General features: G+C 71.8%; 19 protein-coding genes and 1 pseudogene. 14 read left to right on the forward strand and 6 right to left on the reverse strand.

Annotated features, from left to right (window positions below; all coding sequences use genetic code 11):
- The first annotated feature begins 148 nt into the window (after nt 1-148).
- The 5 genes from PV341_RS32835 to PV341_RS32855 all read left to right on the forward strand — a co-directional run bounded on the left by PV341_RS32835 (nt 149) and on the right by PV341_RS32855 (nt 5054).
- The gene (locus PV341_RS32835; protein WP_500327460.1) at nt 149-1300 is read left to right on the forward strand and encodes a PLP-dependent cysteine synthase family protein; all 1152 of its coding nucleotides are present in this window, start codon (nt 149-151) and stop codon (nt 1298-1300) included.
- Nucleotides 1297-2574, forward strand: coding sequence for an MDR family MFS transporter (locus tag PV341_RS32840; RefSeq protein ID WP_500327459.1), 1278 nt, complete (start codon nt 1297-1299; stop codon nt 2572-2574). Before PV341_RS32835 ends, PV341_RS32840 begins: the two co-directional genes overlap by 4 nt.
- Nucleotides 2575-2688: 114 nt before the next feature.
- Nucleotides 2689-3420 carry a helix-turn-helix domain-containing protein gene (locus PV341_RS32845; RefSeq protein WP_500327457.1) on the forward strand — a complete coding sequence of 244 codons (732 nt, stop codon included), beginning with the start codon at nt 2689-2691 and terminating at the stop codon, nt 3418-3420.
- Between the two features lie 306 nt (nt 3421-3726).
- Nucleotides 3727-4407 (forward strand): DUF4142 domain-containing protein, encoded by a 681-nt coding sequence (locus PV341_RS32850; RefSeq protein WP_500327456.1) that lies wholly within the window; start codon nt 3727-3729, stop codon nt 4405-4407.
- 5 nt (nt 4408-4412) lie between these two features.
- Entirely contained in the window at nt 4413-5054 is a 642-nt protein-coding gene (locus PV341_RS32855) for a class F sortase (RefSeq protein WP_500359731.1), read from the forward strand.
- Between the two features lie 473 nt (nt 5055-5527).
- Here PV341_RS32855 and PV341_RS32860 read toward each other — a convergent pair whose 3' ends face one another.
- On the reverse strand, nt 5528-5872 hold the full coding sequence (locus tag PV341_RS32860) for a hypothetical protein (RefSeq protein WP_500359732.1): 345 nt from the start codon (nt 5870-5872) through the stop codon (nt 5528-5530).
- A 106-nt stretch (nt 5873-5978) separates the two neighbouring features.
- Nucleotides 5979-7601 (reverse strand): flavin monoamine oxidase family protein, encoded by a 1623-nt coding sequence (locus PV341_RS32865; RefSeq protein ID WP_500359733.1) that lies wholly within the window; start codon nt 7599-7601, stop codon nt 5979-5981.
- A 221-nt stretch (nt 7602-7822) separates the two neighbouring features.
- Here PV341_RS32865 and PV341_RS32870 point away from each other — a divergent pair, with 221 nt between their 5' ends.
- Nucleotides 7823-8527 carry a hypothetical protein gene (locus PV341_RS32870; RefSeq protein WP_500359734.1) on the forward strand — a complete coding sequence of 235 codons (705 nt, stop codon included), beginning with the start codon at nt 7823-7825 and terminating at the stop codon, nt 8525-8527.
- A 105-nt stretch (nt 8528-8632) separates the two neighbouring features.
- The gene (locus PV341_RS32875; RefSeq protein ID WP_500327450.1) at nt 8633-9079 is read left to right on the forward strand and encodes a nitroreductase family deazaflavin-dependent oxidoreductase; all 447 of its coding nucleotides are present in this window, start codon (nt 8633-8635) and stop codon (nt 9077-9079) included.
- A 66-nt stretch (nt 9080-9145) separates the two neighbouring features.
- On the opposite strand, the gene PV341_RS32880 is transcribed toward PV341_RS32875, so the two are convergent.
- Nucleotides 9146-9766: a TetR/AcrR family transcriptional regulator gene (locus tag PV341_RS32880; protein WP_500327448.1), complete on the reverse strand. Its 621-nt coding sequence runs from the start codon at nt 9764-9766 to the stop codon at nt 9146-9148.
- 274 nt (nt 9767-10040) lie between these two features.
- Between PV341_RS32880 and PV341_RS32885 the strand changes: the two genes are divergently transcribed.
- From PV341_RS32885 to PV341_RS32905, 5 genes are all read left to right on the forward strand, one after another.
- Complete coding sequence (locus PV341_RS32885) at nt 10041-10619, forward strand: RNA polymerase sigma factor (protein WP_500359735.1); 579 nt, start codon at nt 10041-10043, stop codon at nt 10617-10619.
- Complete coding sequence (locus tag PV341_RS32890) at nt 10616-11848, forward strand: CU044_5270 family protein (RefSeq protein ID WP_500359736.1); 1233 nt, start codon at nt 10616-10618, stop codon at nt 11846-11848. The genes PV341_RS32885 and PV341_RS32890 overlap by 4 nt, the downstream gene beginning before the upstream one ends.
- A 390-nt stretch (nt 11849-12238) precedes the next feature.
- Nucleotides 12239-13045 carry a L,D-transpeptidase family protein gene (locus PV341_RS32895; protein WP_500359737.1) on the forward strand — a complete coding sequence of 269 codons (807 nt, stop codon included), beginning with the start codon at nt 12239-12241 and terminating at the stop codon, nt 13043-13045.
- Entirely contained in the window at nt 13042-14301 is a 1260-nt protein-coding gene (locus PV341_RS32900; protein ID WP_500359738.1) for a L,D-transpeptidase, read from the forward strand. Before PV341_RS32895 ends, PV341_RS32900 begins: the two co-directional genes overlap by 4 nt.
- A 115-nt stretch (nt 14302-14416) precedes the next feature.
- Nucleotides 14417-14860: a DUF6210 family protein gene (locus PV341_RS32905; RefSeq protein ID WP_500327441.1), complete on the forward strand. Its 444-nt coding sequence runs from the start codon at nt 14417-14419 to the stop codon at nt 14858-14860.
- 135 nt (nt 14861-14995) lie between these two features.
- Here PV341_RS32905 and PV341_RS32910 read toward each other — a convergent pair whose 3' ends face one another.
- Nucleotides 14996-15424: a DUF6210 family protein gene (locus PV341_RS32910; RefSeq protein WP_500327439.1), complete on the reverse strand. Its 429-nt coding sequence runs from the start codon at nt 15422-15424 to the stop codon at nt 14996-14998.
- A 171-nt stretch (nt 15425-15595) separates the two neighbouring features.
- Here PV341_RS32910 and PV341_RS32915 point away from each other — a divergent pair, with 171 nt between their 5' ends.
- Entirely contained in the window at nt 15596-16840 is a 1245-nt protein-coding gene (locus PV341_RS32915; RefSeq protein ID WP_500327438.1) for a phosphodiester glycosidase family protein, read from the forward strand.
- Between the two features lie 118 nt (nt 16841-16958).
- On the opposite strand, the gene PV341_RS32920 is transcribed toward PV341_RS32915, so the two are convergent.
- The gene (locus tag PV341_RS32920; RefSeq protein WP_500327437.1) at nt 16959-18026 is read right to left on the reverse strand and encodes a hypothetical protein; all 1068 of its coding nucleotides are present in this window, start codon (nt 18024-18026) and stop codon (nt 16959-16961) included.
- Nucleotides 18027-18079: 53 nt separating this feature from the next.
- Nucleotides 18080-18349, reverse strand: coding sequence for a hypothetical protein (locus PV341_RS32925; protein ID WP_500327435.1), 270 nt, complete (start codon nt 18347-18349; stop codon nt 18080-18082).
- A 510-nt stretch (nt 18350-18859) separates the two neighbouring features.
- Here PV341_RS32925 and PV341_RS32930 point away from each other — a divergent pair.
- Nucleotides 18860-19065, forward strand: a pseudogene (locus PV341_RS32930) (hypothetical protein); the annotation flags it as partial.

The raw sequence follows: 19065 nt of genomic DNA on the forward strand, positions 1-19065 counted from the left end.
CACTGAGTCTGCTCTGCGTATCGCGGACCTGACAGGGCCCCAGCCCCGCCCGCCGCACCGCGCACCGCGCAGCGGGCACGGCTGCACGCGCCCCCGGATCCGTACGAGCAACGGCCGTGCCACGGCGACGGCCGCAGGAGAAACCCGTATGAGCACCCTCCCTCACCCCGGCACGCCCGCGTCCCCGGCCGCACTCCTCGCCGCCACCGCGCCCCCGCGCCGCACTCCGGCCGGACTGGTCGGCAACACGCCCGTGCTGTGGGTCGGATCGCCCTTCGTCCCCGACGGCCGCGGCTTCTGGGCCAAACTCGAGGGCTTCAACCCCGGCGGCATCAAGGACCGCTCCGCGCTGTACATGATCGAGGCGGCCCGCGCCCGCGGTGAACTCCTCCCCGGTGCCCGCATCGTGGAGTCCACCAGCGGCACGCTCGGCCTCGGGCTCGCCCTCGCGGGGGCCGTCCACGGACACGCGGTCACGGCGGTCACCGACCCCGGCATGGAACCGCCCATGGTCTCCCTGCTCACCGCCTACGGAGCGACCGTCGACATCGTCGCCGAACCGCACGCCGTCGGCGGCTGGCAGCAGGCCCGCCGCGACAGGGTGCGGGAACTCCTCGCCGCCGATCCGGCCGCCTGGTGCCCGGACCAGTACCACAACCCTGACAACGTCGCCGCCTACGCGGCCCTCGCCCACGAACTCGTCGCCCAGCTCGGCCGCATCGACGTCCTGGTCGCCAGTGTCGGCACCGGAGGACACTCGGCCGGGGTCAGCGGCCGGCTGCGCGCGTTCTTCCCCAACCTGCGGCTGGTCGGCGTCGACACCACGGGATCGACGATCTTCGGCCAGCCGCCCGCCGCCCGGCTCATGCGCGGCCTGGGCAGCAGCATCCATCCCCGCAACGTCGACCACGCGGCCTTCGACGAGGTGCACTGGGTCGCCGCCGGCGAGGCGGTGTGGGCCTGCCGGCGCCTCGCCCGCGACCACTACGCCACCGGCGGCTGGAGCGTCGGCGCGGTCGCCCTGGTCTCCCGCTGGCTGGCCCGTACGCTGCCGGCCGAGACCCGGATCGTGACGATCTTCCCCGACGGCCCGCAACGCTACGTCGGCACCGTCTTCGACGACGCCTACTGCCGGGGCCACGGCCTGCTCCACCACGAACCAGCCGAGGACCCGCAGGAGATCGCCCACCCGGGCGAGACCGTGGTCGACCGCTGGACCCGCTGCACCACCGTGGTGGACCCGCTGGCCGACGCGCCGGCGGGCGAACTCGGCGGCCTGTCCTTCGAGGCCGCCCGGTGAGGGGGCTGTGGCGGCAGGCCCGCTCCTTCGACACCCCGGCCCGGCTGCTGATGGCCAACCAATTCGCCATCAACCTGGGCTTCTACATGCTCATGCCCTACCTCGCCGACCACCTGGCCGGCGGTCTCGGCCTGGCCGCCTGGGCCGTCGGCCTCGTCCTGGGCGTACGGAACTTCTCCCAGCAGGGCATGTTCGTGCTCGGCGGCACCATCGCGGACCGCTTCGGCTACAAGACGCCCATCGTGATGGGCTGCACCCTGCGCACCTTCGGCTTCGCGCTGCTCGGGCTGGTCGACTCCCTGCCCGCGCTGGTCGCGGCCTCGGCCGCAGCCGGGTTCGCCGGCGCGCTGTTCAACCCGGCGGTCCGCGCCTATCTGGCCGTGGAGGCCGGGGAGCGGCGGGTGGAGGGCTTCGCCCTGTTCAATGTCTTCTACCAGGCGGGCGTCCTGATCGGCCCCCTGGTCGGCCTGGCCCTGCTCGCCCTGGACTTCCGCGCCGTGTGCCTGACGGCCGCGGCCGTCTTCGCCGTGCTGACCGTCCTGCAGTGCCGGGCCCTGCCCGACCGGCGGCCGGAACGCGGCACCGGTACCGGCCCCGGGGCGGCGGCGGGTGTCCTCGGCTCCTGGCGCCAGGTGCTGGGCAACCGGCCGTTCATGCTGTTCTCCCTGGCCATGATCGGCTCGTACGTGCTGTCCTTCCAGGTCTACCTGGCCCTGCCCCTACAGGCCCACGCACTCCTGGGCACCGGCGGACAGGCCGTCACCAGCGGCCTGTTCATCGTCTCGGCGGTCGTTTCCGTCCTCGGCCAGCTCCGCATCACCCGCTGGGTGCGTGCCCGCTGGTCCGGGCCGCAGGCCATCGTCGGCGGGATCCTCCTCATGGGCCTGGCCTTCACGCCCCTGGCCGTGAGCCCCGACCCGTCCGGCGGGACGTTCGAGGCCGTCCTCGCGGTGGCCCTGCTCGTGACCGCCGTCGCGGTCCTGGCCGTGGGCAGCGCGGTGGTCTACCCCTTCGAGATGGACACCATCGTCACCCTCTCCGGAGAGCGCCTCGTCGCCACGCACTACGGCTGGTACAACACCGTCTCCGGGCTGGGCATCACCCTGGGCAACCTCGCCACCGGCGCCATCTGGGACCTCGCCGACCACAGCGACAGGCCGTGGCTGGTCTGGCTGACGCTGACCGCGACCGGCCTGCTGTGCGCCGGTTGCGTCCAGCTCCTGTCGCGGGCCGGAGGGCTCACCGCGGTCACACGCGAACCGGCCCTCGCCTGACCGCACACCGACCCCCGGGGCGTTTCCGGCCGGGGGACGGCTCCCTGGACTGGCGGGCTGCCCATGGGTCTGTTGCGCTGAAAGGAGACGGGACGAAGGTGGTGAGCGGCAGTGATGGGTGGTCCGGACCGGCCCGGCTCGGCGGGCGGCGGCTCCTTCGACGGTGAGAGCGTGGCCGGCCGCGTCGCGGTGCGGCGGGAGCAGCTGGGCATGTCCCGCGAGGAGCTGGCCACCAGGGCCGGGATGTCGATCGTGTACCTGCGGCAGGTCGAGGAGCTGGGCACCGGCTTCGACCCCGCCTCGCTGATGCGGCTGGCCGCCGTGCTGGGGGTGTCGTACGAGGAGCTGGCGCTCGGCTCGCGCGAGGCGCCGCCGGGACGGGGCGGACCGGCGGCCCGTCCGGTGCTGCAGCGGCTGTCCGAGCAGGAGTGCTGGGAACGGCTGGGCACGCACGGCATCGGCCGGGTGGCCCATGCGCCGGAGCCGGACACCGGGGACGAGCCTCCCGTGCTGGTGCCGGTCAACTTCCTGGTGGACGGGCGAACGGTCGTCTACCGGACGGATCCGGCCGGCGCGGCAGCGGTCGCGTCCGGCACGAAGCTCGCCTTCGAGACCGACCACGTCGACGAGACCAGCCGTGTCGGCTGGAGCGTCCTGGTGGCGGGCATCGCTGACCGGATCACCGACGCCGCCGTCGTGGAGTCCCTCGCCCGGCGTCCCGGAGCCGAGCCCTGGGCCGGGGGAACGCGGGAGCTGTGGATCCGCGTCGTGCCGCGTGAGGTGAGCGGCCGCGCCATCCGGTCGCTGCCGGCGGCCGAGGGCCAGGCGCCGCGGCGCGCCGAGTAGCGCGGGCGTGTGAGGCCCCGGGCGACACACCGTCGCCCGGGGCTCCGGGTGGTCCCGCAGACCGGCCGCGGCCGTCGGACTCATCCGGATCACCGCCTGGCGATGCACCGGCGATGCGGCTGGGCGGTCGTTTCACGGGCGGCGCACGCGCACATCGGCTCGACGGGTGAGCCACCGGACTTCACCGGTACGGCGGGGCGCCGGGGTGGCAGCCATCTGTCCGGGGGCGCTGTGCCATGCGCCCCGTTCTGACCACCGGTGTGGTGCCGCCTTGGCAGCCCCACCGGCTCGAAGGGAGCAGTACCGATGCGTACACGACTGCTTGCTGCCGCCGTGGCGGCGGCGGCATTGTCCGGCATAGCAACGCCCCAGGCGTTCGCTGCGGGGCTGACCGACCAGGACACGACGTTCCTGGCGAAGGTCCACCAAGGGAACCTCGCCGAGATCGCGGCTGGGAACGACGCACAGAGCCACGCGACGAGCGAGTGCGTGAAGCAGGTCGGCGAGGTGCTCGTCCAAGACCACAGCAAGCTCGACGCGGATGTGAAGATGCTCGCGGGCAAGCTGAAGGTGACGCTGCCTGCGTCGCCGTCCAGCGCGCAGGACAAGGGGCTGGCCGAGGTGCAGGCGAAGGCGGGCAGCCCGGCGTACGACGCGGCATGGCTCAGCACCGAGGACGTCGGGCACCGCGAGACCCTCGCGTTGATCGACCGGGAGATCAAGGCGGGAAGCAACGCCGAAGTGGTGGCAGCCGCCCGCAGCGCCCGTCCGGTGGTGGCCATGCACCTGGAGATGGTCCGCGGCGGCACCTGCCACGCCCCTTCGGGCACCGGCATGGTCCACGCCGGATCCGGGGGCCAGTTCGCCGCTGCGCAAGGCTCGGCCACCACCGCGGGCATGGTCGGCGTGGCCGGAGGCGCGTTGCTCACCGCCGGTGGAGCGGCCTGGCTCCTGCGCATCCGCCGCCGAACGGCCGGGAAGAGCTAGAACCCGTGGAACGCCACCGGTCGGCCGCCGCTGTGATGACACTTTGCGGTCTGGGCGCGGCGGCCGCCGGCTGGCTGACGTGGACCACGCCGCAACTGGGCGTCACCGACTCGGGCACCCTGCCCGCCGGCGTGCACCGCCCCGCCTCCGACGACCAAGAGGCGTCGCCACCCACCCGCATCCATGGCCCGGCCGGTCTCGACGCCGTCGTCGTACCCGTCGCCGCCCGGGCCGACGGTGCTCTCGACCTGCCGGAAGACCTCCACACCGGCGGATGGTGGGCACTGGGGGCCCCGCTGGGCGCGGCGACCGGCACGGTCTTGATAGCGGGTCATGTCGACAGCCGCGAAGACGGGCTGGGCACCTTCGCCGCACTGTACGACATCCCGGTGGGAGGCCCCATCACCGTGACAGGAGCGGACGCCAAGGTACGCCTGTACCGGGTCACCGCCCGGCGCACGTACCAGCAGGAGCGTCTGCCACGTGACCTCTTCACACGCGCCGGCCCCCACCGGCTGGCTTTGATCACCTGCGCCGGTCCCTACGATCGCGCGGCACGCCGCTACGAACGCAACCTCGTGCTGTACGCAACGCCGACCGGAGAACGCACCCCCGGCCCGCTGGGCCCGAGCATGCGGTGGGGGTAGCCGGAGCTGGTGGCTGAGCGCCGGGCCCTGGTGTACCGGCCCAGGGGCGACGCGTACCTGACCGGCTTCACCCACCACACCAAGCGCCGGGACTTCGCCGACGTCACGACGAAGGTCGGAGCGGCGGCCAAGGGCAAGCTCGGGTTCGTCACACCGGTCACGGACGGCGGCAGCGGCCTCGGCATCGAGCGCCCGCTTCCGAACACCGGCACCCTCCACCTGCTGTCGGCCGGCACCCCCCGGACGCTGCCGTTCACCCAGGTGGACGCCAATGACTCCTACGAGACCGGTTACGAGGCCGCGGCCCGGACGTTCAAGCCGGGACGCTCCTACGAACACGTGTTCAACGTCGGCGTCTTCGGCCCCTCCCTGCCGGAAGGCGCCGGGCTGGTCCGCCCCTACGAGAGCGCGTTGACGACCCTGCACCGCAACGGCGAGCTGGTCTACCAGAGCATCTGCCCCTTCGACTACTTCTACGTCGCCGACAACGAGCGGGCCGACCACCGGCTCACCGCCTCCCTCACCCGCGGCGCGGTGGCCGACGTCTCCACGAGCATGACCGCGTCCTGGAGGTTCTCCTCCGCGTACGCGGAGGGGATCACCGAGATCCCCACCTCGGTCGTGCGCTTCACCCCCGCGCTGTCCCTGGACAACACGGGCAAGGCGCGGGCCGAGGTGCGGGTGCCGGTCACCGTGGAGGGCGCCCACTGGGAGAAGACGGCCGTCCGCGACGGCCGGGTGGAGGTCGCCCACCCCAAGGCGGGCGGCACCGTCTCGTTCACGGCGGAGGCGGCCGACCGCGTGGGCAACACCGTCACCGAGACGATCGTCGACGCCTACCTGACGAAGTGGGCCGCGAGCGGCATGGACGGGCGCTCGGCCGGGTCTCCCCGGCCGAGCGCCTCTGCCCGTGGCGACGGGCGGTCAGGCCTTCAGGGCGCGGCTGTGCAACGCGGTGACGGCCTTGCGGGCGGAGAGGATGGCGCCGTGCTGCCAGGCGTCCATGTAGGACAGCCAGTCGCCGGCGTACAGGACACGTCCGGTGGGTTCGTTCAGGGGTCTGTAGACGGCGGAGTCGGTGCCGCCCGGGATGCTGTGCCAGGCGCCTTCGAGGTGGCGGACGCGCTTCCAGGCGATGGAGAAGGAGTTCGCCAGCTCGCTCCGGTACTTCTCGCCGTGGATCTTCACGCCCTGCATGACGGCACGCGCCTCACGTTCGGCTGGGGTCAACGCGGCGTAGGCGTCGGCGTTGGCCCCGGTGTTGTAGTAGCCGACGATGACGCCGCGCTTGCCGTGGTGGCCGTAGGACGGGTACCAGATGTGGGACAGGTCCAGGTCGGTCTCGGTGATGCCGCCGTAGATGCGGTGGTCGGTCTCCCACCAGCGGCTGCGGTACTCCAGTCCGATCTTGCCGGCGGACGAGGGGCGGATGGTGGTGAGCGCCGTCTGCACGTCGGGACCGAGGTTGTGCGGCAGTTTGGCGAGTAGATGGGGCGGCATGGCGGCGACGCAGTAGTCCGCCTCGACCTGCCGCTGCCGTCCGGTGGGGTCGGTGTAGCCGACGGTGACGCCGCCGGCCGACTGCACCAGCGACGTGGCCTGGCAGCCGTAGTGGATCCGGCGATCGCCGATGGCGCGGGCGAAGGCCCTGGGTATCCGGTCCATGCCGCCGACGGGCTGGAACATCAGCATCGCCTGGTCGTACTCGAACTCGAACGCGAAGTGCCGCCCGACACCCGAGGCGAAGACCTCGGAGGCCGTGGGCAGGTCACCGAGCAGGCTCCCGGGGGTGCCGGCGGCGCCGGGCCAGGTGGTGAAGCCCCGGTTGGCGCCGCCGGTGTACGCCCAGCCCTCGGACCGTCCGCCGATCTCGCCGAAGCCCTCCAGGAACGACAGCAGCCGCTCCTTGTCCTGGGCGGTCAGTTCCTGGTCCAGCGCGCCCTGGTCGGTGGCCTTGGCGAGGAGTTCGCTGACGTACCCGAAGGTGTCCGCCTTGGCGGTGCGGTACCGCACCGGCTGCCCGGGCGGCATGCCCGCCGACTCGTGGTAGATGTACGCGTCGGCGTTGGCGTTGGTGAAGACCTCGATGGGGACGCCGAGTTCCCGGCAGTAGTCGAGGGTGACCATCCACTGGGCCAGCCGGGCCGGCCCGGCGTTGAGGTACTGGCCCTGGGAGAACCGGGCGGTCTGGGTACGCCCATCGAGGTCGGTGTGGGTGTCCCCGCCGCGCACGGTGTAGTTGCGGCCGCCGGGCCGGTCGCGCGGCTCCAGGATCGTACAGTCGTATCCGGCCTTGCCCAGTTCGTAAGCGGCCGTCAGCCCGGCCAGGCCCGCGCCCAGGACGACGACCTTGCCCGCCCTGCGTCCGGTGAGGTGGAAGTCGGCCGCGCTCGGCGCGCGGAAGTCGGCGCCGCGTCCGGCCGCCTCGGCGGTCGGCGCGAGCCCCAGCGCGCCCATGGTGGCGAACATCGCCCCGGCGCCGCCGGTGATGCCGACGGCGCGCAGAAATCCCCTGCGGTCGAGTCCTGTCGGCTGCCCCTGTGTCATGAGTCGCCCTCTCTCGATCTGCCGGTGTGCACGCCGATCTTCAGGGCGGCCTGTTACGGATGATGTGGCCGGAACATGACAGAGCGATTTCGCCTGCTGCGGGCGTGTGAACGGACGCAACACCCGGCCGAGAGAGGTCCGCGGAGCTGTCGCCCGGTGGAGCACCGCAGGCTGTGGTAGTTCTGTCGCCGTTACGGCAGTGGGCGGACGGCGGGAAGAGCATGGACCGTGTCGGGCTCGGCGCGCAGGTCATTCGGCGCCGCAGCGGCAGCGAGCCGATCAGGGCCGACGGCGCATCCGTCGCGACCCTCGGCGAGTTCTGGAGCTGGGCGTGTTCCGACCTGGCCAACAACACCCTGCGAGGCGTCCTGGCCGAGTACCTCGTCGCCACGGCCCTGGGCGCTGCGGACGGTACCCGCACCGAATGGGACTCCGTCGACATCCGCACGCCCACGGGATGGCGCGTCGAGGTCAAATCGGCGGCGTACCTGCAGTCGTGGGCGCAATCCCGGCTTTCCCGGATCTCGTTCTCCATCGCACCGGCATGCGGCTGGGACGCTCCGACGGACACCACTTCGGTGGATGCACTGCGTCAGTCGGACGTGTACGTCTTCTGCCTGCTGCGCCACCAGGAGAAGCAGACCCTTGACCCGCTCGACCTCGGCCAGTGGGCCTTCTACGTGCTGCCCACCCGCGTGCTCGACGAACGGTGTCCCGGTCAGAAGACCATCGGTCTCCCCAGCCTCGTGGAACTCGGCCCCCTGGAGACCGGGTTCGACGGCCTGGACAAGGCAGTGGCCGCCTGCGCGGGCGGTGCTTCATACGATCCGCTCCCGTGCGGTGAGGTGCTCCGGCAACCGGCCGGCCCGCCCGACGCGGCCGCTCGGCTCGCGCTCCAGCCGGGCGTGCGGCCGCCATCCAGGTGATCGGCGGCGGGACCGGCGGCGCGAAGCGGGGCTGCCGCCGGGAAGGCGCGGGGTGGGTGAGGATGTTGAGGTTGTCGATGTCGCATGCCGAGATGGGAGAACGACGTGCCTTTGGTCGGTGAGTACCAGCCGAGCCCCGAGCAATGGGTCCGGGACCAGGTCGAGCTGTACGAGGGTTCCGGAGGGACCGAGGGGACCACTCTGCGCGGCAAGCCCGTGATCGTCCTGACGACGCTGGGCGCCAAGTCGGGCAGGATCCGCAAGACACCGCTCATGCGCGTGGAGCACGACGGCAGCTACGCCGTCGTGGCTTCGAAGGGTGGCGCCCCCCAGCACCCGGTCTGGTACCACAACCTGGTCGCTGACCCCCGGGTGGAACTGCAGGACGGCCCTGTGCGCCAGGACATGACGGCCCGTGAGGTCACGGGCGACGAGCGCGCCGCGTGGTGGGAGCGCGCGGTGGAGGCCTGGCCCGACTACGCGGAGTACCAGAAGAACACCGACCGGGAGATCCCGCTATTCGTCCTGGAACCGGCGGCCGCACCCCACTGACCTGCCCCGCCCCGACGGCCGCCGCCCCACGACGGGGCGGCGGCCGTCGTCCGTGTGCCGGCGGCGTCAGTCCGGGGTCCCGGCGTGGGGCGGGGGGCCCGGCAGGGCCGGGCCGTCGGCGGCCTGCATGCCGTCGAAGACCAGGCGCAGGTAGCGCCGCCACAGGTGCGGTTGCGTCGTGTGCACACGTGAGACGGTCAGGGGGATCCCGCTCATCAGCAGCATGACGTCCTGCCCGGTCACGTCCTGGCGGACGGCACCGTGCCGGCGGGCCCGGTCGGTCAGGGCCTCGGTGACGGCGCTCACCCGTTCCTGGCTCTCGCGCACCTCGGCGTGATCATCGGCCCCCCCGTGGACGACCTGGCAGAAGGCGCGGTCCTGCACCTGCAGCTCGACGGCGGCGCTCATGAATTCGCGCAGCTCCTCCGCCGGGTCCTCGGCCTGTGCGAGGCGCTCACCGGTCGCGGCGAGGGCGTGCATCTTCTCGCAGACGATCGCCGCCAGAAGATCGTCCTTCGTGGGGAAGTGCCGGAACACGGTTCCCTTGCCGATCCCCGCCCGCTCCGCGATCTGGGCCACGGACACCTCGGTGCCGTGCTCGGCGAATGCCTCGGACGCCGCGCTCACCAGCAGTTTCCTGCTGCGCGCGGCATCGCTGCGCATCGGCCTGACCACCGGGTTCGTCATGGCTTCCTCACGGCGCCCTGACCGCGGGCTACTGACCGCCGCGACCGCCGGGACCGGCGGTGCGTGAAGGCGGGGATCCGCCGCCCCCCTAGCCATCGGGGGGCGGCGGATCCCCGCCTTCACGCCGTCCCGACGCCTTCCGGGCCAGGCGGTGTCAGGCTCCGGCTCCCCGGCGTGATGTGGACCACATCCACGGAAATTCTCGATCCGGGATGTAAGAAACGCGCCTCGGCGCTCACTGCATGGTGAGAGAGCAGAGATGAGGGGACGGCGCGTGACACATGCCCAGCACTTCAGGGACGTCTACGAGGAGTGCCATCCGCGTGTCCTTGCCTACGCCACCAGCCTGGTCGGACGGCAGGTAGGGGAGGACATCACCAGCGAGACGTTCACCGTCGCCTGGCGGCGGGTGCGCGACATCCCTCATCCGGCACTGCCGTGGCTCCTGGGTGTGGCCCGCAACCTGGTGCGTGAACTGCGTCGCCGGGACGCCCACCAGTACCTCCTGGCCGCCGAGGAGGCACGGCGCATCAGCAGCGGCGCCCGGACCGGCACCGGTGACGTCGCGGCGCAGGTCACGGACCGGCACGACGCGCTGCAGGCACTCGCGAGCCTGCCCGAGGCCGACCGGGAACTGCTGACGCTGATCGCCTGGCACGGCCTGAGCGCCAAGGAAGCGGCCCAGGTCCTGGACTGCACCACCGCGACGCTGACCGTCCGGCTCTTCCGGGCGCGCCGCCGGCTGGAGAAGGCCCTGGACGCTGCGCCTCCGGCGGAGCCCGTGGCAGAGCCGCCGTCCGCGCCCTCCGCAGAGACCTCGTACCCCACTCACCGCCAAGGAGCACCCGCGTGAAGAACACCCACAAGCCGTCCGGGCGGCCCGACGTCATGAAGGTGCTCGCGGACGCACGGCCCGACGAACTGGACCCGTCCCGGCTCGTGGACCCCGCGCGGCAGCGGGAGGACCTCGCACGCATCGTCGCCGGAGCGACGGACGGCCCCGCGGCGCGCTTCCTCGCGCCGCGCCGCAGGAGCGGGTTCCGGCCGCTGGGAGCGGTGGCCCTGGCAGCCGTGGCGGCGTCCGTGGTGGCCGTGGGCGCGCTCGACTGGCAGGAGCCGGCGGACCGGCAGGCCGCCCAGCCGCGGTCCTCCGCCGGGACGGAGGTCCCGGGCACCGGCGCGGACATCCGTGTCGACGGCCACATCGAACTGCTCAGTGCGGCCCGGCAGGCGGAGACCTCGGTCGCCGAGGGAACCTACTGGCAGACGACCACGCGCTCGGAGAACGTGGACGTCGCCGGTGACGAGGGTCACCTCTTCGCCGTGCGCAGCGCGTCGACCGACGAGTGGTCGGTGGGCGTGCGGCCCGGAACCGGGAGCCTGATGGTCTCCGGCCTGGACTCCGTGACCGAGCCCCGGACCGCGGCCGACAAGGCCCGCTGGCAGGCCGCTGGCTCGCCCGGCACGGTGGAGTTCCAGGTCGGGAAGAAGACCGGGACCGGCAAACTCGTCACCGTGATGGGCACCGGGCGGCGGCCCATGGTCATGCGGACGAACGTCGACGACAAGATCTACGCCGTCGGCCCGCACAACGTCACCTACAAGGACCTGCGCGCACTGCCCTCCACCAGCGCGGAACTGCGCCGCTACCTGGAGCGGCTGTACGCGCAGGACGGCGGCGCCGACACCGGCGCCTCGGCGCGCAGCGCCTGGATCCTGCGCCAGGCCGGCAACCTCATCACGATGCCCGTGAAGCCCGCCGTCCGGGCGGCCGCGTACCGGGTGATGGCGGAACTGCCCGGAGTCCGGGTGACCGGGCGCGTCACCGATCCCCTGGGACGCGAGGGTGTCGGGGTCGACTTCCCCATCAGCTACCCGGGACCGCTGGGCACGACCCGGGAGCGGCTGATCGTGGACCCGTCCACCGGCGCCATGCTCAGTGACGTGCTCGTCCTGGCCGAACCGTCCGCCCGGGCCGAGGAAGCCGGGCTCGTCGCCGGTACGACGGTGAACTACAACGCGACGACCAGGATGAGCTGGGGCGAGCACCAGATCACCGTGCCGGAGAACGCCCGCAGCTGAGCCCGCAGCTGAGCCCGTGGCCGCGCTCTGCCCGGCCCACCAGGAGTACGCACAAAGGTGCCCCGCCCCCGGCGAGCACCGACTGACGGACCCGGGGATCCGCCGCTGACGCGCCGCGGCGGATCCCCGGGCGACGGCCGGCATGACCGGCATGTCCCGTTTCCCGGGCGTCCCGGCCCGGGTCCCCGACATCCGGGCAACCCGAACTGGAGTCCGCCCGGTTGAACGGGTGTGAGACCCCCTTCGCGGCCCAGGGCCGCCCCCATGACACGGACGCTGACGCCCGGCGTGCCGCATCACCCACCGACACCGTCCGGTCCCCGGCCGGAACCGCGCGCCCCGCCACGGGGCCGCCCCCGACTTCCCGCCCTCGTGAGAAAGCCAGCACCCATGCGCCTCCACAGGCCCTACATATCGGCGACCGCGGCGGTCATCGTCTCCTCGCTCGGCATCGCCGCCTACCAGCACCTGCCCGAGGCCAACCCCACGCCTTCCCCCGAGACGGCCTCCGTCGTCCAGGACGCCCCCGACCCGGCGACGGGTCAGTCGGCGGGAGCCCCCGCCACACCGCGGACGACGGGATCGCCGAAGCCTCCGAAGCCGCAGTACCCCGCCCAACTGCCGGGGCTCGGCCCCAAGACCCTGTCGCAGATCCCGGCCCGCACCCGGCAGGTCGTCCTCGTCACGGGAGCCGGCAAGAAGTCGTCGTCCTCGAAGGTCGTGCTCTGGGAGCGTGTCGACGGCGGCTGGCGTCCGGGCGCGGAATGGGCCGCGCACAACGGCTACAAGGGCTGGACCGACGAGCACTACGCCGGCGATCTGCACAGCCCCATAGGGGTGTTCGGTCTCACCGACGCCGGCGGACGGCTCGCCGACCCCGGCACCAAGCTGCCCTACCACCGTTCCGGAGCCTTCTCCATCAGCGATACCGGCTTCTTGGGCGAACCGCTCGCCGGTTCCTTCGACTACGTGATCGCCATCAACTACAACCGCCAGCCAGGTACGTCGCCGATGAACGGCGCCCAGCCGATGGGCGCGAACCGTGGCGGCGGCATATGGATCCACGTCGACCACGGTGGCCCCACGCACGCGTGCGTCAGCGTCTCCAAGACGCACATGAAGCAGTTGCTGCAGGCCCTCGACCCCGCCGACCACCCCGTCGTCGTCATGGGCGACGCGGCCTCTCTCGCCCGATGACAGTTCCGCGGTCCACAGGAGTAAGCGTGTCGTCCCTTCCCCACCGCACCGTGATCGCCCTTGCCGTCGCCGGGGCGTCGGTGCTCACCGCCTGCGCCGGCCAGCAGCCCGCCACCGCGCCCGCCGCGCAAGGGACGGCGCCGTCCACGGCCACCTCGCCCGAGCTGCGGGCCGCGTCGGCCGCCTTCCGCCTCACCACGGGCGCCACCGACGGCGAACGGCACGCATCCGTCCGCAGCGCGGGCGACGTCGAGGTCTCCGGCGGGAAGATCTCGTCCGTCACCCTCACCACCGCGGGCGGAGATCCGGTACGCGGCACCGTCGCCGCCGACCACCGCCGCTGGTCCCCGGACGGCACCCTGGCCCACGGCACCTCGTACCGGCTCGTCGTCCACGCCTCGGACGAAGCCGGACGGACGCAGACCCGGCGCCTGTCGTTCACCACGCTCACGAAGGACGAGCGCCTCATCGGCACCTTCACCCCCGAGGACGGCTCGACCGTCGGCGTCGGCATGCCCGTGTCCCTGACCTTCAACAAGCCGGTCACCGACAAGGCGGCCGTCGAACGCGGCATACGCGTCACCAGCGACGGCGACCAGGAGGTCGTCGGCCACTGGTTCGGCGACCAGCGCCTGGACCTGCGCCCCCAGACGTACTGGAAGGCGCACACCGAGGTCACCCTGAGCCTGCGCCTGGACGGCGTGAAGGGCGCCGCGAACGCCTACGGGACCCAGGACAAGACGGTCCGCTTCACCGTCGGCCGCCGTCAGGTCTCCACCGTCGACGCCGCCGCCCACACCATGCGCGTCGAGCGCGACGGCAGCACCGTCCGCACGATCGCGATCACCTCCGGCGCACCGGGCAGCACCACGTACAACGGGCAGATGGTGATCTCCCAGAAGCTCATCTCCACCCGCATGGACGGCGCCACCGTGGGCTACGCGGGAGAGTACGACATCCCCGACGTCCCGCACGCGATGCGCCTGTCCACCTCTGGCACCTTCATCCACGGCAACTACTGGGCGAACGACTCCGTCTTCGGGAACTCCAACGTGAGCCACGGCTGCGTGGGCCTGAACGACGTCCAAGGCGGCGGCGACTCCGGGCAGGACGCGGCGTGGTTCTACAACAACTCCCTCATCGGCGACGTGGTCGTCGTCAAGCACTCCCACGACCACACGATCGCCCCCGACAACGGCCTCAACGGCTGGAACATGCCCTGGGAGCAGTGGAAGGCCGGCTCGGCCCTCGCGTAGGCGTGCCTGCCGGGCCGGCCGTCGATGGTCCGGCGCGTCCAGTCCGTCTCCGGCGACGCACCCGGAGCCCGGGCGGTCGTGAGCCGACTCGCACTTCCGTGCGATCCTCCTGATCATGACTGACGCAGACGGTGGCAAGCGGCACATCTTCCTTGACCCTCTTGACACAGGTTCCGGTCACGGCTGGGTCTTCGTCATCGTGGCGGCACCCACCGGCGTGGTCTACCAGAACCAGGGTGGGGGCTACGGCTGCATCCGGTACGAGCAAGAGGGTTTCCTGATCCCGGTCTTCGGGCGGGGGCTGGACGACGAGCTGAAGGAGATCTTCGTCGGGGAGCTGCAGGGGACCGGGGCCAGAGGGCTGGACTGGCCGGCGGACCTGCTCGATCGGCTGAGGGCAGCGGTCGCCTTCCACGTCTTCGGCTCCGCGAACCGGGACGACGTCTTCCCTGCGCCGCTCATGCTCGACGAATCCCGGCTCTCCGAGGTGGACGAGGCGTGGGTTCCGGTGGTGACACCGGATGGTCCCGGGGTCCTCGTGTGGGAGAACTCCGATTAGCGACCCCAAGCGCCGGCGGGCGGACCGGATGGAGACACCCGTGACGGTCGCCGAGAGGCGCTTCGCTCGACCGGAGAACACCGCGCCCCTGCGGCCTGGTTCAGCCGGCACAGGGCACACAGGTGATCGCGGCGTTCAGTCCGAGTTGCACCACATCAGCACCGCGGGGCCGTCCGGTGTGATCACCGGCACCCAGGCCTCATCGGCCTCACGGATCCGGCTCTCGTCCAGCCGCAGCGGATGCGGCTCCTCCGTGGTGCCGTCGGACGCCCAGTAGCGGAGGGCGCCGATGGCACCACGGAGCCGGCCCCGCTCGTCATCCGGCCAGGTGTGGTTCCAGGTTCCGGTTCCGCGGAAATCCTTCTCGAACAGCTCACGTAGCGCGGCCAGCTCATCGGGGCCGTGCAGCGGCACAAGGAAGCCCTCGACCTGCCCCTGCCGACAGGCCGTTCCCCCGTACTGCTGCTGGTAGAAGACCCCGGTCCTCGCCTCGACCACCGCGTACAGCCAGCCGCCGGCGCTGATGCCGTCGGGATCGAGGAAGACGAAGCGCCGAGAACCCATGGACCCACTCTCCGTGGCCACCGGCCGTGAGCTCAAGGGCATTTGTGTGCCCACGGCCCGCCAGGATTCGTCGACCCGTCAGGAGATTGCCACCGGCACGTCTCCCAAGCCCCTTCTGATGGCTCCGGCCAGTACTCGTGCGTCATGCACGCACATACGACGGGACATCAGATGACGAGAACGAACGGCCGGGTCCGCGGGGCAGCCGTTTCCGCGGCGGCGGTGATCACGACGACGATGCTGCTCGGCTCAGGGGCCGGCCAGGCGAACGCCGTCGAGCGGGTCCGGATGGCGGACGGCGTGACGATCGCGCCGGGCATCACCTACCGGTCCTTCTCGGTGACCGCGTCGCACGGCACGGTCACCGGCCATGTGGTCACCGCCGATCTGCGCGACCACCATGTCTCGGTGGGCCTGCTCTCACCGGGGAAGGTCGCCTCCCGCGCCAAGCTGTCCCAACTGGCGGCGGCACAGGGGGCGGTGGCCGGTGTCAACGCCGACTTCTTCAACATCGACGAGACCCAGCACCCTGGCGTCCAGGCGACCGGCTCCGCGGTCGGACCGGCGGTCTCCGACGGCGTGGCGCTCAAGGCGGCCGTACCGAACGGTCAGCGCTTCGGACCGGGTCTGCCGCCCGGGACGTCGACCCGCGACGTCATCGGCGTCGGCTACAACCACAAGGCACGGCTGGACGAACTCACCCTCGACGGCACGGTCCGTGCCCAGAAGGGCAAGCGGTTCGACCTCGAGGGGCTGAACCAGTACGCGATCCCCGAAGGCGGGATCGGTGCCTTCGACTCGCGGTGGGGAGACGTGTCGCGCCGGCGCGCCGTGTGCGGCACCGACACCCTGCGCGCCGCCGACTGCACCACGGACGCCTATGAGGTGACGGTGCGGGACGGCCGGGTGGTCTCGGGGTCCGACACGATCGGCGCCGGCGCCATCGAGCCCGGCACGGTGGTCCTGGTCGGCCGCGAAGGCGGGGCGGCGGCGCTCCGTACGCTCCGGTCGGGCGAGCGCGTCCGCGTCTCCGACAAGCTGCGGAGCACCAGCGGCAAGCGGTTGAAGTTCGCGGTCGGCGGCTATCCCGTCCTGCGCGACGGCGCGCCGCTGCCCGGCCTGGACGACAAGGCCGTGGCGACCAGGACCGGAGCCGCCATCGGCGACGACGGCCGGTTGCTCCACCTCCTGGTGCTGGACGGCAGCGCGGAGGCGGGCGCCGGACTGACGGTCGCCGAACTGGCCGGAGTCTTCCAGGCCGTGGGCGCCGACGACGGCGTGAACCTGGACGGCGGGGGCTCCTCCACCCTCGTGACCCGTGATCCCCTGTCGGGCACGCCGGTCGTCCGGAACCACCCCACGGGCGGCGCCGAGCGCGCGATTCCCGAAGGCATCGGGCTGTTCTCGCGCGAATGACCCGGCCGCACCCGGGTGGCGTCGCCGCCGCCCGGGTGCACGCGCGGACGCGCCGGGCGGGCGGGCGAGCGGGCGAGCGGGCGGAGCCGGTGTCCCGGGAGCCGGACCCGCCGGACCGTCAACCCCGGCCCGGGGCCCGCGGTGCCCACAGCGCGGCCCGGACCGTTCCCTCCTCGATGTCCCGTTGGGGAAGTCGCAGACCCAGCGCGTCGTCCAGGGCGTGGAAGTACAGTTCGAACGCGTCGGTCAGCTCGGGGTGGTCCAGCTCGGCACGGCGTATGGCCTGGTTGAGGAAGTCGAGCCGGCCGCCCCGGTAGTAGGGGGCCTGGCCCCGGTGGTACCCGATCAGTTCCAGCACGCCCCAGTCGTCGTCGACACGGGCGCCGTCGCGCGTGTAGTCGAAGGTGTAGATGGCCTTCGCGGAGCAGGCGCTCAGGCACACCGTCTCGGTGACGCCGAGCCGGGAGAGCTCCGCTGCGCCTGCCCGGATGCCGGGCGGCGTCTCGTGGTACATCAGGAACGCCCAGTCGCCCGCCTGCCCGAAGCAGCAGGACGTCCAGGCGGTGTCCCAGTGGCCGCGGTCGTGGCCATCGATGCGGTGCAGGTCTGACAGACGTGCCCCGGCGGCTACATGTTCCGGGTCGGCTCCGTACAGCAGCGCGATCTCCTCGGCGCTGACGCCGTCACCGCGGAAAAAGACGAGGTTGGTGTACGGGTCCTGATCCCGCCAGGTGCGGGCGATCCAGGCGAGGCCTTCCAGCGGGTCGCGTCCGCACGGGCGCGCCGCCTGCGTTCCGTCCACGCCGCCGCTGCGGAATCGGCTTGCCCAGGCGGGGTTGATCTCCTCCAGCATTTTCGCCTGCCCGGCGACGAGGTTGGCGACGGCGCCCTGGCCGGGGGAGTGGGCCACGATGTGCTCGGCGAGGTGACGGACCGCTTGCTCGGCGACGTGGTACAGCACTTGGTCCACGTCCCGCGTGGCGAAGACCTCCTGGTAGGGGCCGTTGTAGCCGTGCACCGTGCCGTCCTCGTCCAGGACGAGGAGGAGGCCGCCGCGATGGCCCGCGCGCCGTGCGTACTGGTCGGGGGACGTGCCGATCGGCGGGAGCATGGCGTCGTCGAGCAGGTCGGAACCCGCGACCGTCCGCTGCCATGCCTGAGCGAGTGCGTGTTCCGTCATCTGCATGGGCGTCAGTATGCGGCGGGGCACTGACACAGCCCCGTGCGCAAAGGCGAGGGTCAGCTGCCGGCAGGGACAGAGGGTGCCGTTGCGCGTCGACGGTACCTGAAATGGTGGACGGTCCCCGCGACGGCCTTGCCCAGAAGCACCACGGTCGCCAGAGCCAGGACGAGGATGGCCGCGTTGACCCATCCTGGAACCAGGTCGTATGAGGCGTTGCATTTGTTGTGCAGGGGAAAGACCTGGGCGAACTCCTTGAAGTGTGCTGCCCTGTAGTCGGGATCATCATGCTCGCCCGCCACGAGTTCGCAGGTCTCCCGTACGTCCATGCCGCCGGAGAACGTCCCGTAGGCCCGGTGACGAACACGGCGGCAGATGTCGCTGCTGACAGCAACAGGCTTCCCAAGGGCTTCACTTGGTGGATCCCCCCTCCTTCGCGGACAGGGATGAGGCGACCGCCCCCAACTGCACGGCCCGACGGCGGCCGCCGGAAAGGCGGTACTTCGCGGCGGCCCGAATGTGGGAAATCCCGTCAGGGGTATTGATGGCGCGTATCCAGGGTCGATGCGGATGTGGCTGAAATGCGCCCGGTATTGAGGCAACTTTTCGGGGTGTGACCTGTGCCACATCGGTGGCGAAGGATGGTGCGGGTAAAGAAATAGTGGCTGGACGGCTTTTTCCCTCCAGGGGTTTGATTCGGGCTCGAGTCAATGATTAGTGTCGTGACTCGAACCTCTGCCCGGTCGGTCATCCATTCGGGATGGCGGCGGAGGTCCTCGCCGATTCTCCAGTGCCGTACGCGTGCGGCAGGCGGCCGGAGGAAGAAGGAGCTCGCGCCAGTGGCGTCCCACCGTCGTCCCAAGCAGGCCGGTCGCACACGTGTCACCGTGCTCACCGCGACCGCCGCCGCAGCCGTCGCCCTGTCCGCCCAGGCAGCCCAGGCCGAGCCGGCCAAGCCGTCCGTCAAGAGCGTCAAGGCCAAGGTCGACGGTCTCTACGAGCAGGCCGAGCAGGCGACCGAGAAGTTCAACGGCGCCAAGGAGAA

Source organism: Streptomyces sp. PA03-1a, assembly GCF_033792805.1.
Taxonomy (GTDB): domain Bacteria; phylum Actinomycetota; class Actinomycetes; order Streptomycetales; family Streptomycetaceae; genus Actinacidiphila.